At 38.7% G+C, this 15,010-nt stretch carries 11 protein-coding genes; 5 read left to right on the forward strand and 6 right to left on the reverse strand.

The genetic code is table 11. From position 1 onward, the window contains the following. Positions 1-15 precede the first annotated feature (15 nt). Positions 16-882 (forward strand): hypothetical protein, encoded by an 867-nt coding sequence (locus EV194_RS07095; RefSeq protein WP_243699355.1) that lies wholly within the window; start codon positions 16-18, stop codon positions 880-882. Positions 883-914: 32 nt separating this feature from the next. On the opposite strand, the gene uvrB is transcribed toward EV194_RS07095, so the two are convergent. Further along, positions 915-2,939, reverse strand: a complete 2,025-nt coding sequence (uvrB, locus tag EV194_RS07100) for an excinuclease ABC subunit UvrB (protein WP_132433346.1) — start codon at positions 2,937-2,939, stop codon at positions 915-917. A gap of 4 nt (positions 2,940-2,943) precedes the next feature. Continuing rightward, complete coding sequence (gene dapF, locus EV194_RS07105) at positions 2,944-3,735, reverse strand: diaminopimelate epimerase (protein WP_132433347.1); 792 nt, start codon at positions 3,733-3,735, stop codon at positions 2,944-2,946. A 351-nt stretch (positions 3,736-4,086) separates the two neighbouring features. Here dapF and EV194_RS07110 point away from each other — a divergent pair, with 351 nt between their 5' ends. From EV194_RS07110 to EV194_RS07120, 3 genes are all read left to right on the forward strand, one after another. Beyond that, positions 4,087-5,349, forward strand: coding sequence for a glycoside hydrolase family 88/105 protein (locus EV194_RS07110; RefSeq protein WP_207915934.1), 1,263 nt, complete (start codon positions 4,087-4,089; stop codon positions 5,347-5,349). 321 nt (positions 5,350-5,670) lie between these two features. Then, a complete protein-coding gene (locus tag EV194_RS07115; protein WP_132433348.1) occupies positions 5,671-7,149 on the forward strand; it encodes a Do family serine endopeptidase in 1,479 nt (492 codons plus the stop codon). Positions 7,150-7,214: 65 nt separating this feature from the next. Further along, entirely contained in the window at positions 7,215-8,075 is an 861-nt protein-coding gene (locus EV194_RS07120) for a sigma-70 family RNA polymerase sigma factor (protein ID WP_132433349.1), read from the forward strand. A 40-nt stretch (positions 8,076-8,115) separates the two neighbouring features. On the opposite strand, the gene EV194_RS07125 is transcribed toward EV194_RS07120, so the two are convergent. Beyond that, on the reverse strand, positions 8,116-9,231 hold the full coding sequence (locus EV194_RS07125; RefSeq protein ID WP_132433350.1) for a glycosyltransferase: 1,116 nt from the start codon (positions 9,229-9,231) through the stop codon (positions 8,116-8,118). A gap of 110 nt (positions 9,232-9,341) precedes the next feature. After that, positions 9,342-11,312, reverse strand: coding sequence for a DNA topoisomerase (ATP-hydrolyzing) subunit B (gene gyrB, locus EV194_RS07130; RefSeq protein ID WP_132433351.1), 1,971 nt, complete (start codon positions 11,310-11,312; stop codon positions 9,342-9,344). Between the two features lie 332 nt (positions 11,313-11,644). On the opposite strand from gyrB, the gene EV194_RS07135 reads away from it, so the two are divergent. Then, a complete protein-coding gene (locus tag EV194_RS07135) occupies positions 11,645-12,148 on the forward strand; it encodes a UpxY family transcription antiterminator (protein ID WP_132433352.1) in 504 nt (167 codons plus the stop codon). Between the two features lie 5 nt (positions 12,149-12,153). Here EV194_RS07135 and EV194_RS07140 read toward each other — a convergent pair whose 3' ends face one another. Continuing rightward, complete coding sequence (locus EV194_RS07140) at positions 12,154-13,296, reverse strand: nucleotidyltransferase domain-containing protein (protein WP_132433353.1); 1,143 nt, start codon at positions 13,294-13,296, stop codon at positions 12,154-12,156. Between the two features lie 89 nt (positions 13,297-13,385). After that, positions 13,386-14,741, reverse strand: coding sequence for an NADP-specific glutamate dehydrogenase (gdhA, locus tag EV194_RS07145; protein WP_132433354.1), 1,356 nt, complete (start codon positions 14,739-14,741; stop codon positions 13,386-13,388). Positions 14,742-15,010 lie beyond the last annotated feature (269 nt).

Here is a 15,010-nt window from a genome sequence, read left to right on the forward strand (position 1 = left end):
AAATCAGGCCGCTAAATGTACACAATAAATAAAAAATGGTTGTTGGTTTTGTTGCTTATGGTGACATACACCATTGCTAACAGCCAAGTCAGACGTGGTTACAGGGGAGCTCCTTTCGACTTAATGAATGGTTTATCTGTAACCGCAAAGGTCGGGCCCAACATTTTCTTTGGAGACCTTGTTGATGAAGGCCGCATTGGATATACTGCCGGTATTGTTGCCGACAGAGAGATGACGCGTACCCTCTCTGCACGAGCTCAGCTCATGGGTGGAGTAATGCAGGGAACTCAAATATTCCCTACAACCGGAGAGGCTTATGCCGAATTTGACAATATGTATTTTGAATTTACATTTGGAGGTACATACAGACCCCTGAATGATCTGATGGGGTATTTCAAAGAAAGAACTTTTCAGCCATATGCACTTTTACAGGCTGGATTTGTTTATTATAATGCCTCGGAATATTGGGGCCCCGCAAGTGTAATGACCTCCGGAGCAGAACCAGGTGAAAAGTGGAGAACTGCAACAGGGCTAGCTCCTATAGTTGGTGCCGGAGGTGGGGCATCAATATGGCTTTCGCCAAGATTAAGTGCAAACTTTGAGTTTGCAGGAAATTTAGCGTTTTCAGACAAATTAGATGCGCACGATGTATGGTATGATAGTTGGGATCCGTTGGGAACTGAGCACGATACAGATCCATATGACTTCTATTATTCAGTAACTCTGGGGATAACCTATCTGATTCAAGATAGTCCATTCAGAAACGAGCCAAGATTTAACCGTAGAAGTTACATGAAAACCAGAAGGTTTTTCCAGCCTAAAACAAGATCAAGAAGCTCAAGACCAAGCAGTCATATGAGAAGACGCTGGTTATTCTTCTAAAATAATATTTCATTTTTTTGATTGAAAAATAATTACCGTGCAGACTTTCTTTCTTTAAGGAGAGTCTGTAAACGGAACATTTCATCACGATACTGTGCTGCAGAGATGAAATCCAGATCTTTTGAAGCGGCCTGCATAGATACACGTGTTTTCTCAATGGCCTTTTCAAGTGCAGAAACCGACATGTAAGCAACCACCGGATCTGCAGCAATATCAGCTGTTTCTGGTTCAGAATAACCTTTTGAAAGTTTGTCGTCCCTGCTGCTCCCAGGAATTACTGAGCCTTTTTTCCTAATTATTTGCGATGGAACAATTCCATTGGCTTCATTATAGGCCAACTGTTTAGTTCTTCTGTAATTAGTTGCATCAATGGTCTCCTTCATTGATCGCGTTATGGTATCGGCATACATGATAACCAATCCGTTTAGGTTTCGAGCTGCCCTTCCGGCAGTCTGTGTAAGTGAACGAGCCGAACGCAAGAACCCTTCTTTATCGGCATCCAAAATAGCAACTAATGAAACTTCCGGAAGATCCAAACCTTCCCGCAAAAGATTTACTCCCACCAACACATCAAAAAAGCCTTCCCGTAAACCTTCCATAATTTTAACACGTTCAAGAGTATCCACATCAGAATGAATATACTCGCATCGTATCCCCATTCTGGTTAGATAACTACTCAACTCTTCGGCCATCCGCTTAGTCAATGTGGTAACAAGTACCCTCTCATCTTTCGCTGTACGAATTTGAATTTCTTCAATCAAATCGTCCATCTGATTGAGACTGGGTCTTACTTCAATATGAGGATCCGGTAACCCTGTTGGACGAATGACCTGCTCAACAATCACACCTTCGCTTTTTTCCATTTCATAATCAGCAGGCGTTGCACTTACGTAGATCGCATTTTTAGCAAGAGATTCAAACTCCTCAAATTTCAACGGACGATTATCAATAGCTGCAGGCAATCTGAAACCATATTCCACCAGATTTTTTTTACGGCTAAAATCGCCGCCATACATGGCGCGTATTTGAGGAATGGTTACGTGGCTCTCGTCCACCACAACCAAAAAATCATCAGGAAAATAATCAATCAGGCAGAAAGGTCTGGTTCCGGGCTCTCGTCCATCAAAGTAGCGGCTATAATTTTCGATTCCAGGACAATATCCAAGTTCCCGAATCATTTCCAGATCATAATTAACCCTTTCATCCAGTCGCTTTGCCTCAGCTTTTTTTCCCTCATCTCGAAGGAATTGCAGATGATCCGTTAGATCATCCTGAATCATTTTAATGGCTGAATTAATTCTTTCCTTTGTAGTTACAAAAATATTGGCCGGATAAATCAGGAAGCTTTGATATTTCTCCAGAGCCATATTGTTAACCGGATCAAAACTCTCAATGGATTCTATTTCATCTCCCCAAAAAATGACTCTGAGTGCATGATCAGCATATGCAAGAAAAATATCAACGGTGTCTCCCTTTACCCGGAAATGTCCGCGGTTAAACTCTATCTCATTCCTGGAGTATAGACTATCCACAAGTCGCCGGAGAAATTGATTTCTACCAAAGGTCATTCCTGATTCAATTGTAATAACATTGGCATGAAAGTCCTCCGGATTACCAATACCATACAGACAAGATACAGAGCTGACAACAATCACATCTTTTCGCCCTGAAAGAAGAGCCGAAGTTGCGCTGAGACGCAACTTCTCAATTTCATCATTGATGGAAAGATCTTTTTCTATATAGGTATCAGTAACAGGCAAATATGCTTCCGGCTGGTAGTAGTCATAATAACTCACAAAATATTCAACAGCATTACTAGGGAAGAAATGTTTAAATTCACCATAAAGCTGAGCAGCAAGTGTCTTATTATGACTTAACACCAAAACCGGCTTTTGAAGATTCTCAATCACATTGGCTACAGTAAATGTTTTACCAGAACCGGTGACACCCAATAAAGTCTGGAATCTACTTCCGGTTCTGATTCCTTCTACAAGTTGGCGAATCGCTTCTGGTTGATCCCCTGTAGGCTTAAAATATGATTCAATTTTAAAATCCATCTGATTATTGCACGTTGATATTACCGGAAAACACAAATTTAGCAGGACCTTCCAACCATATATTATTATACACTCCTTTATCCTGAGCAGTGAACCGGACAGTCAGAGCTCCTCCTTTTACCTTTATTGAATATCCTGTATCTCCACCATGAAGGAAAAAATTGGTTAGAACAGAAGCTACGCAACCAGTTCCGCACGACCATGTTTCATCCTCTACCCCTCTTTCGTATGTTCGAACCATTATAGAGGAATCTCCGCATTTCTCAACAAAATTCACATTTGTACCCGCCTTTCCAAAATAGGAATTATTTCGAATGGCTCTGCCGGCAGAAACAACATCGGTTTGTTCAAGATTCTCAGTATAGCAAACAAAATGGGGGGAACCTGTATTCAAAAAATAACCATCAGCCACCATCTCAATTCCATTAACATCTACCATTTTCAATTTAATGATATCCGGTGTAACTAAAGCATGGTGAATTCCATCAATAGCATCAAAAGTAAAGATTTCGTTTTCTTTTACCATACCTAAATCACAAGCAAACTTCACAATACATCTTCCTCCGTTACCACACATAGTACTTTCGTTACCATCACTATTGTAGTATCGCATGTAAAAAGCGTACTCAGGAGAATTTTCCAATAGCATTAATCCATCAGCTCCAACTCCAAAACGACGATGACATATAAAGCTGATTAAATCCCTGTCACTAATATTGAAAAGAGAATCTCTATTATCAATAATTACGAAATCATTACCTGTTCCGTGATATTTGTAAAATTTTAATTGTTCCATTTTACGAGCTATTCAATATTTCTATTCAAATTCATTTTTCACAAAGATAATTAAGTGATTTATAGCAAATATCAATAATTAAGAAATTGTGATAAAAGATTTATCTGTCAACACGAAATTTTTCTTAATAATTGTGACAAAAAGGTTAAATAAAAAAACAATTTGTGCATTGCTCCTTTATTAGCCTAGATCTATATTTATGGTCTGAAAATTTAACTTAAAACAACTAAATCAAATTTCAAACATAAAATGAATCATGTCATCTGATTATCTAAACAATACAATATATGCTCAATAGATATATCACCGTATAAATTGAACAAAATTATACATAATTTAAAACCACAATTCATGAAAAAAGTCACTTTATTTATGGTATCTGCTTATATATTAATAAGCTGTACCATGGCGAATCACCCCACTCAGGAAGTAAGCGTAGTAAGGATGAGTGATGAAGAAGTTGTCAGACTAATTGCTGACCACGTATTAGAACAACCAGTAACGCAATTTATTGGTGTTACCACAGGGGTAGTCTATAATTCTACAGATGAAATTCCAGAAGGTGAAGATGTCCGCTTCAAAAGCCCGCTTATGGAATGGCACTACTCTGCAGGTGTTACTAATATGGCAATTATAAAACTTGGGAAATACCTTGAAGAACAAAAATATATTGATTATGCTTTAGACCATGTAGCATTTGGTTTTGCAAATTACCAATACTTTAAAGAGCGCTTTAGAGGTGATCGCAATCATTGGCACTGGCCATACGGACAATTATGGAATTTTGAGGAGTTAGATGATTGCGGTGCAATGGGTGCAAGCGTCATAGACGTATACGCCATCAACCCGCAAGAAAGATACCTTGAATACATAAAAAACTCAGCTGAACATATTCTCAACGGACAGGTTAGAACAGAAGATGGAACATTAAGCCGTACTTTTCCAAGAAATATGACCATATGGGCTGATGATTTGTACATGTCTGTCTCTTTTCTTGCAAGAATGGGATCTTTTACTAATGATGAGAAGTACTTTAATGACGCTATACATCAAGTAATTAAAATGGATCAATACCTATGGGATCCAATTAAGCAATTATACTACCATTGTTATTACACAGATCTCGAACGCAACGGAGTCGCATATTGGGGACGTGCAAACGGGTGGATTACATTTGCTATTTGTGATTTATTGGATGAACTTCCCTCTGATCATCCAAAAAGAGACCTTTTAATTTCAATTCTGGAGAAACAAATTGTGGGATATTCAAGATATCAGGACGCTGATGGAATGTGGAAGCAACTACTGGATAAACCAGACTCGTATCAAGAGTCTTCAGTAACTGCACTTTTCATTTATGGAGTTGCAAAAGCAGTGAATGAAGGATGGATTGATCCTGATTATGCAAGTATTGCAAGACGTGGGTGGCACGCCTTAAAAAGAGATAAAATTACACCGGAAGGTAAATTTATTGATGTCTGTGTAGGAACCGGTATTTCGGATGATCTTGTTTTCTATTATACACGACCAGTTGGGGATAACGAGAAGCATGGAATAGGTTTAATACTTAATGCCGGACTTGAAATGATAAAACTCAATAAAGATCGAAATTAACATTTACTTTAAACATAAATCATATTAAAGTTAAAGTCTTTGGTTTTTAAAAAAACCAAAGACTTTTTTTGTTTTGTAAAAAAAATGAAAGCTATACCCTACCACCAACTCTGACAAAATAACCAACCAACAAAACCTCAAATAATTTGTTAATAAGAAGTATTAAACCTAATCAATTCTCTAATTCAACTTTTGAAACTTAACAATGCATCCGAACAGCAAAAAAGTTATCAGTTGTAGAAGCAGTTAAAAATTGTAAAGCCCAACAGGTCGGCATTAAATTTGAATTACTGTAGAACAAAACCTTAAATTGTTATTATTATGAAGACTAGAAAACTAATTTCGACATTTGCGATAGCTTTTTTGGGTGCCTTGGCAGGCGTATTTATATATTCACAATTCTTTTCAGCTGAGCCCAGAATTATCGAAATACCAGTAAAAACAAATCATTCGGGAACAAACAGTATGTTCACCTCATTACCGGCAGGTTCTACTTCTGCGCAATATCCTAACTTAACCTACGCAGCAGAAAAGTCTGTTCATGCAGTAGTTCACGTTCAAACCAAGGGCAGGAGTTCAGGATCGGGAGCCCCTTCTTCAGGTCATCCTCTTTTCGACTTTTTCTTTGGTCCCAGAGGTTTTGGCCAACCTCAGCCACAACAGCCTGTAATGGGATCCGGTTCTGGAGTCATCATATCTCAGGATGGATATATTGTAACAAACAATCACGTGGTAGACAGAGCTGACGAGATCGAAATAACTTTAAACGACAATAGATCATATAAAGCAATTTTAGTAGGCGCTGATCCTACAACAGATATCGCCCTGCTAAAAATAGACGAAACAGATTTGCCCTATTTAATATATGGCAATAGCGATGCCTTGAGCATTGGTGAGTGGGTTCTGGCCGTTGGCAACCCTTTTAACCTCACATCCACCGTTACTGCAGGAATTGTAAGTGCAAAATCGCGTAGCATCCAAATTCTTGGACAAATGAGCATAGAAGCATTTATACAGACGGATGCAGCAGTTAACCCCGGAAACAGCGGAGGTGCATTGGTAAACACTCGTGGAGAACTTATTGGAATAAATACTGCGATTGCCTCCAGAACAGGCTCGTTTACAGGATATTCTTTTGCAGTACCCGTCAGCATCGTAGAGAAAGTGGTAGATGATTTACTTGAATTTGGTGCTGTTCAAAGAGGTTTACTGGGAGTTAGTATTCGGGAAATGAATAACGAACTTGCAAGAGAATTGGGTATGGACAGAGTGCGAGGTGTTTATGTAGCTGAAGCGATGGAAGGAGGTGGCGCCAAAGCTGCGGGAATAAAAAGCCGTGATGTTATTCTCAGCGTAAATGGTGATGCCGTAAATTCTGTACCACAGCTTCAGGAGCGGGTTAGCAGATTCCGGCCTGGAGATAATGTACAAATAGAGGTCCTCAGAGATGGAAAAAGAAAACCTTTTACCGTAACTTTACGTAATATACATGGAAACACAGATTTGGTGCAAAATGTGGATAAGATGTCTTTGCTTGGAGCATCGTTTGAACCACTGTCAGATGCTGAGAGACAAAGGCTTCGCATACGAAATGGCATAAAAGTTACCGAAGTTGGATCCGGAAAATTCCGTGATGCAGGTATACGTGAAGGATATGTTATCATTCAGGCCAACAGAGTACCTGTTAATAGTGAAGATGACTTAAGGAAAGTTGTGGATGTAGCAAGTGATGCCCTGTTCCTGTCAGGAGTTTATCAAAACGGCCGAACAGCTTTCTACGCCATCAATCTTCAGGAATAAATAAGCAATTAAGATTGCTTTACTAGATAAAAAAGTGTAATTTTGCGGCGTATTTTAAAGGGAACATGAGACAACTAAAAATAACAAAATCAATCACCAATCGTGAAAGCGCATCACTGGATAAATATCTTCAGGAGATTGGGCGCGAGGAACTTATCTCTGTTGAAGAAGAGGTAGAGCTGGCGCAACGCATAAAAAAAGGCGACCAAACTGCACTTGAAAAACTAACCAGGGCAAACTTGCGATTTGTGGTATCAGTTGCCAAACAATATCAAAACCAAGGACTTAGCCTTCCTGACCTTATTAATGAAGGAAACCTTGGATTGATTAAGGCGGCTGAGAAGTTTGATGAGACCAGAGGTTTCAAATTTATTTCATACGCCGTATGGTGGATCAGACAATCCATTTTGCAAGCGTTAGCAGAACAATCGAGAATTGTCAGACTACCTTTAAATCAGGTTGGTTCGTTGAATAAAATCAACAAAGCTTACTCAAAATTTGAGCAGGAGCATGAGCGCAAGCCTTCTCCTGAAGAGTTGGCTGATCAACTTGAACTACCAGCAGACAAAGTGGCAGACACACTGCGGGTAGCAGGACGTCATATTTCCGTTGATGCACCTTTCGTGGAAGGAGAAGACAACAGTCTTCTGGATGTATTGGTGAACAGTGATTCTCCAAATGCAGACAGAACTCTTATAAATGAATCTCTTTCAAAAGAGATTGAGAGAGCCTTGGCTACTCTTACAGAAAGAGAAAGTGACATCATTAAATTATTTTTTGGCATCGGATGTCAGGAAATGACTCTGGAAGAGATTGGTGAAAGATTTGGGCTTACCAGAGAAAGGGTAAGGCAAATTAAAGAAAAAGCAATTCGAAGATTAAGACACACTTCACGAAGTAAGTTGTTAAAATCTTATCTTGGATAACAATATTAAAAAGGCTTTCGAAAATCGAAAGCCTTTTTTATTAATCATTTTTTGTGATAGCAGGAAAAAACTCATTTAAAACCATCTCTTCGCATTTCCAATTTAAATGTTGAGTTGCCTTTTTTAGACTTTCTCGCCACTCATTTCTTAAATCAACAGACTCGCAGGCAATTTTAATTGCTTCGGCAATTTCCTTTGGCTCCATCGTATTTAAAAGAATTCCGGTCTTATATTTCTCAACAATTTCTCGTATGTCCGGGAAACCTGTTGCTATAACCGGTAAACCCATAGCCGGATAATCAAATATGCGATTGGGCAAAGAGTGATAATAGTTCAGACCCATATTCTCAAGCAGACAAAGTCCCACATGAGCATTTGTAGCATGCTTGCTTAGTTCCTCAAAGGGAAGCCAGCCAAGAAACTCAACCTGCCTTTCCAGATTTTCATTTATCACCAACTGCCGCAATTCGTAATCTATATCTCCCGAACCAGCAATGATTAACTTATAGTGAGGTAAATGTTTCATTGCCAAAATTGATGCTTCAAGACCTCTTCCTATATTCAGGGCTCCCTGATAATAAACTATTGGAGAATCACTTACAGGACGAATCTCAGAAATTGTATCAGGTGCATAAGGGACATTTCGAAGTAAGAAGAATTCCTTGTTGTATCTGGATCGATAAATATCCTGCAACCCGCGCGAAACTGTAAAACCCTTCTTTACTCCCGGCAGCAATAGCTTTTCTAAAAATAACCAGATATACTGTATAAAAGGTCTGATTTTCACTTCAGGTGTTTCAGGCATATACTCATGGCTATCGAATACAACGGGAACTCTTTTCAGAAAGCCGGCTAAACGACAGGCAGAAAGTGTATCCAGATCAACTGAAACTATGTGATCTGATTTTTTAAATAACAAAATCCAAAACAATGCAATATTATAATAAATATAAAAGAATGGACCTTTGTTTACAGGACAGGAAAACCGGTAGTGTTGTCCTTTTCGACCATCCGGGATTTTTGCGTCAGGCCATCTTCTCCCTATCAATAATACATCGTATCCACGCTGATCTAGAGAGCCTGCAAGCTTTGCCACCCTGTTATCGGTAACGAGATTATTAATTACAGTTATGACAACACGCTTTTTTTTTGCCATTATTTACAACAATTATTATCAGACACTTCCGTATATATATAAAACCTTCCTGTTCAACAATGAAACAGGAAGGTTTATTATAATATGAAGCCAAAAATCATATTGATGTATTAGACATCAATATTGGCATATGTTGCATTTTGCTCGATAAATTCGCGTCGAGGAGGAACATCATCACCCATTAACATACTGAATATGCGGTCGGCCTCTGTTGCACTTTCAATGGTAACCTGACGCAATGTGCGGGTTTCAGGATTCATTGTTGTAGTCCATAACTGCTCGGCGTTCATCTCTCCAAGACCTTTGTAACGTTGAATGTGAACGGCATCTTCCTTACCTCCGGCATATTTCTCAACGAATTCACGACGTTGTTTATCGTCCCAGCAATACTCCTCAACTTTTCCCTTTTTCATTAAATAGAGAGGAGGTGTTGCAATATACAGGTGCCCCCTCTTAATTAAATCTTTCATGTAACGGAAGAAGAAAGTCATAATCAGCGTATTGATGTGGCGCCCGTCCACATCGGCATCCGTCATAATTATTATTTTATGGTAGCGAAGTTTCTCAAGATTTAGAGCTTTACTATCTTCTTCTGTACCAATGGTAACACCTAATGCCGTAAAAATATTTTTAATTTCATCGCTTTCAAAAACCTTGTGCTGCAAAGCCTTTTCTACGTTCAAAATTTTACCACGTAGTGGTAAAATTGCCTGGAATTGACGATTTCTACCCTGTTTGGCAGTTCCACCTGCCGAATCTCCCTCAACCAAAAAGACTTCACAAGAGGAAGGATCTTTGTCAGAGCAATCGGCCAATTTTCCGGGTAATCCACCTCCCGACAAAACGCTTTTGCGTTGAACAAGCTCACGGGCTTTACGGGCAGCATGGCGAGCAGTAGCTGCAAGAATGACCTTGTTTACAATGGCTTTTGCATCCTTTGGATTTTCTTCTAGAAAATTCTGAAGCATCAAACTGACTGCCTGATCCACTGCTAAACTCACCTCACCATTACCCAGTTTCGTTTTGGTTTGGCCCTCAAACTGAGGTTCGGCTACTTTTGCCGAAATGACGGCGGTAAGACCTTCACGAAAATCATCTCCATTAATATCGAACTTCATTTTACTTAGCATTCCTGATTTCTCGGCCCAGGTTTTAAGCGTTCGGGTAAGTCCACGTCTGAAACCTGTTAAATGCGTTCCTCCCTCAATGGTATTAATGTTATTCACGTATGAATAAACATTCTCGTTAAAAGAGGTATTATAAACAATGGCTATTTCAACGGGGATTTCATTTTTTTCGGTATTGATATAAATCACGTTATCAATAAGAGGTTCCCTGTTGGTATCGATAAATTTTGCAAATTCACGAAGACCCTCTTCAGAGTAAAAACGCTCAGATTTAAATTCGCCTTTATCGTCAGTTACACGTTTATCCGTTAGAATGATCTGTATACCTTGGTTAAGGAAAGCAAGTTCCCGCATTCTATCAGCAAGAATGGAGTATTTATATTCTGTAGTAATAAATATTGAATCATCGGGCTTAAAGGTAATCCAAGTACCCTTTTTATCGGTAGTACCAATTTCCAGAACCTCAGTCTGAGGTTTACCTTTGCTATACTCCTGACGATATATTTTTCCCTCACGATGAACCTCAGCAATTAATTGGGTAGAAAGAGCATTCACACATGATACACCTACACCATGCAAACCACCGGAAACTTTATAACTGTCCTTATCAAACTTTCCACCAGCGTGAAGTACAGTCATTACAACCTCCAGAGCAGACTTGCCTTCTTTTGCATGAATGTCAACAGGAATTCCACGTCCATTATCCAATACAGTGATTGAATCATCCTCGTTAATGGTTACTTCAATATAGTCGCAATGCCCGGCTAGAGCCTCATCAATTGAGTTATCAACAACCTCGTAAACCAGGTGATGAAGTCCTTTTACACCAACATCTCCAATGTACATGGCAGGACGCTTTCTCACCGCTGCCAAACCTTCGAGCACCTGAATGCTGTTGGCTGAATAATCGCCATTTGCTGGCTTCTTGGGAACAAAATCTAAATTTTCGCTCATGATGAATTTTAAATGATTAATTGGCTTCAGGAGTTTTTGAGTACCTGAAAGCAAAGACCTACAAATATAATAAAAATAGCTCTACAAACAGGTTGAAAGCAGACTCTTTTTATCAACAACAAAACCGCCATATCATGCTGATTATATTCCAATTACAACCACAACTAATAATTATCAACAAAATTATTTAAACGTATCAGAAAAAACTCGCTATTGAACCTCCACATGGCTAGAAATATGTTAATAAATCAAAGTGACAAAGAGTCACACAATACTTTTCTTCCTCGCATAAAGTTTATATTTTTGTAGACCTCAAACCAACCAGTTTTGCCTTGAAAAACGAGATTCAACATAAATGGTATGCCTTATACACCAAGTCCAGGTCGGAAAAGAAAGTGCGTGATCAGTTAACTGCAATGGAAATTAAAGCCTATTTACCATTAAAGCGGGAATTAAAACAATGGAGTGACAGAAAAAAATGGGTGGAAACACCCATTATCAGCTCATATATATTTGTAAACATTGCTGCTGCAGATTATAAACGTGTTTTTGAAGCCAATGGAGTTGTTTCATATGTTTCACACAAAGGTAAAGCGGTAACCATTCCTGATCACGAGATTGAAGCAATGCAAAAAACGGTTGAAAACAAGTTGTCTTTCAGTGTTGAAACCGGGGATATCGTAAAAGGTCAGAATGTTACTGTTACATCAGGTCCTTTAAAAGGGGTAAGTGGCATTGTTACAGAAATAAAAGGAAATAAAAAATTACATATTCAGATCAGCCACATTGGTTATACATTGGTCATCAATCTTGAGAACGACACAGTGGATTTCTGACAGAATTACAATTTGTCTTTTATTTTCTGAAAGAACATTCTTAATGTGTTCCTGAACAAATACGCTAACCTTATTAATATATTTCGTTTTAATCCGGCATTATCATTATTAATCAATTGTTTCAGAAAACTGTATTTTTCTCTAAAACCTTTTGAATTCCAAAACCTCTCCCATGCAATAGAGTAGCTGTACTCCAGCTTTTGTTCTCCTGTACCCCTTGTAAATCTGATTAAAATCTTTAAATCTCTCTTTTGTCTATTCTTTAAAGGGAGATTAAAGTATACACCGGGGTTTAGTATGTTATAAAAGGAAAGAATCAAAACCACAGGCTCATATATTCTGAATTGATGTGCTTTTAAAAGCACATCATCCCACGAAAGCTCATCATAGTAATCCATCAGTTTCTTAATATCCATCAGCCACCCCAACCGGGTGCCTCCCATTTTAAAATTATAATACGTATGCAAACATGTGTATAAAATTTGAGAACATGGATCCAGTGAAATCATCCCAGATTTTTCATCGCGCAATGCGCTCTTCCACACCTCATCCACAGGGATTTTAAAAGAAGCATTCTGCGGAAAAAGCGTTCGGTGCACCTCAATGGTTGCCCCCCTGTACATGACCGGAGGAAGGTGATGACCTGTAACATCTTGTTTGACATTTTTATAGCCGTTATCAGGCCAAAGCAATTTCCAGGCCGTTTCGGCCTGTTCTTCTTTAACGAGTATATCTATATCACTGAACGGTCGGAAAGCAGGATTTTCATACACTACCGCTGAAAGAAAACTTCCTTTCAGAACGATGGCCTCAATTCCGTTTTTATGGAACAGAGAGAGTATTTCGTTTAGAATTTGATTGAATAGAAGGTTTCTCGCGTAAATTGATAGAAAATCTTTTTTTAGCTCTTCAAATCCAGTCTCAGAAAATTGATTTGCAGAAGGGCTTTTATATAAAAGTTGCGATAAACCATGCTTTCGTGCAAAAATGATGATTTGGTGTTGAAGTTCATCATCATCAATCGGAATCATTTGAATCTGATCTCTAAAAAGAGCATCAATAACCCATTTCTCTTCCGCTTGGAGAAGTGAGTCCCATTGCTTGCTATTACTTTCAGGCTCTTTATCTTCAGGTGTTGATTGATGCATATCAGCTACTTATTTGTTAACAAAGTAAGCAAAAAAAACCTTCGAACACCAATGTGTTCGAAGGTTTGATTATATGCGTACTGAATTTATTATACCAATCCTTGAGCCAACATGGCATTAGCTACTTTGTGGAAACCACTGATATTGGCTCCGTTTACGTAGTTTACATAGCCACTTGCATCAGTCCCGTTTTTAACACACGCCTCGTGAATGTTTATCATTATGGAATGAAGTTTAGCATCCACCTCTTCAGGAGTCCATTGCAGACGCATTGAATTTTGAGACATTTCCAATCCTGAAACAGCAACACCTCCGGCATTGGCAGCCTTTCCTGGTCCATAAAGGATTTTTCTGTCGTGGAAAACTTTAATGGCTTCGGGGGTGGATGGCATGTTTGCACCTTCGGCAACACAAAAGCATCCGTTTTCAACCAAAACCTGGGCGTCGTCTCCATTCAACTCATTCTGAGTGGCACAAGGAAGAGCAATATCGCATTTTGCTTTCCACGGGCGAGTTCCTTCCCAGTATTCAGCCTCAGGATATTTCTCTGCATATTCCTTTATTCTACCACGAATGGCATTCTTAAGCATCATTACATATTCAAGCTTTTCTGTGGTAATTCCTTTCGGATCGTAAATTGAGCCGTTAGAATCAGAAAATGTTACAACTTTTCCACCCAATTCAATCACTTTTTGTGCTGCATATTGAGCAACGTTTCCAGAACCACTTATTGCAACAGTTTTTCCTTTGAAGCTATCGTTGCGGGTTTTAAGCATCTCCTGTGCAAAGTAAACAGTTCCAAAACCAGTTGCTTCCGGACGCAACGGACTACCACCAAAATCAAGTCCTTTTCCGGTAAATGTACCGGTGAACTCATTGCGTAATCTTTTGTATTGTCCAAACATATAGGCAACCTCTCGTCCACCAACACCAATATCTCCGGCAGGTACATCAAGATTTGGACCAATGTGACGATGCAATTCAGTAATGAATGACTGGCAGAATTTCATCACTTCATTATCCGACTTTCCTTTTGGGTTAAAATCGGAACCTCCTTTTCCACCACCCATTGGCAGTGAGGTCAAGCTATTTTTGAAAACTTGTTCGAATGCAAGAAACTTTAAAATTCCCAGATTAACCGATGCATGAAAACGTATTCCTCCTTTGTAGGGACCAATGGCGCTGTTCATTTGTACACGAAAACCTCTGTTTATCTGAACTTCTCCACGATCATCAAGCCATGGAACTCTGAACATGATGACACGTTCCGGTTCAGCCATTCTTTCAAGAATCTTGTTTTTCATTAAAACGGGATTCTCAACGATAAATGGAGCCAAACTTTCTACAACTTCATGTACTGCCTGATAAAATTCCGGTTCAGCCGGATTGCGCGATTGAATACCGGCCATAAAATCTTCAACGTAACGGGATACCTGGTTCTTCATTTTTCTTAAATAATTAAATTATACAATACTTTATATAACCATGATCATTGTCATGAATACGGACTAAAAATAGCTACTAAATAAATTTCGACTGACAAAAATACAACAAATTATATCATTTCACTTACAACTTAACCGTTTTTTTCCAAAATTAATAACAAACTATTTGGTAGAATTATTACTTTAACTAAAAAATGAAATACGAACACCATTAAATTGAAGGGTAATTATTCCTATTTTTGTAAAAAAAATGAATTAAGCATGCATTA

Origin of the sequence: Natronoflexus pectinivorans (assembly GCF_004345615.1) — a bacterium.
In the GTDB taxonomy this organism is placed as follows: Bacteria; Bacteroidota; Bacteroidia; order Bacteroidales; family Marinilabiliaceae; genus Natronoflexus; species Natronoflexus pectinivorans.

Bases quoted from the DNA above. Each gene is read 5' to 3' on its own strand.
- dapF (WP_132433347.1), bottom strand. From the start codon at position 3,735: ATGGAACAATTAAAATTTTACAAATATCACGGAACAGGTAATGATTTC.
- EV194_RS07120 (WP_132433349.1), top strand. From the start codon at position 7,215: ATGAGACAACTAAAAATAACAAAATCAATCACCAATCGTGAAAGCGCA.
- EV194_RS07110 (WP_207915934.1), top strand. From the start codon at position 4,087: ATGAAAAAAGTCACTTTATTTATGGTATCTGCTTATATATTAATAAGC.
- gdhA (WP_132433354.1), bottom strand. From the start codon at position 14,741: ATGAAGAACCAGGTATCCCGTTACGTTGAAGATTTTATGGCCGGTATT.
- EV194_RS07095 (WP_243699355.1), top strand. From the start codon at position 16: ATGTACACAATAAATAAAAAATGGTTGTTGGTTTTGTTGCTTATGGTG.
- EV194_RS07125 (WP_132433350.1), bottom strand. From the start codon at position 9,231: ATGGCAAAAAAAAAGCGTGTTGTCATAACTGTAATTAATAATCTCGTT.
- uvrB (WP_132433346.1), bottom strand. From the start codon at position 2,939: ATGGATTTTAAAATTGAATCATATTTTAAGCCTACAGGGGATCAACCA.
- EV194_RS07140 (WP_132433353.1), bottom strand. From the start codon at position 13,296: ATGCATCAATCAACACCTGAAGATAAAGAGCCTGAAAGTAATAGCAAG.
- EV194_RS07115 (WP_132433348.1), top strand. From the start codon at position 5,671: ATGAAGACTAGAAAACTAATTTCGACATTTGCGATAGCTTTTTTGGGT.
- gyrB (WP_132433351.1), bottom strand. From the start codon at position 11,312: ATGAGCGAAAATTTAGATTTTGTTCCCAAGAAGCCAGCAAATGGCGAT.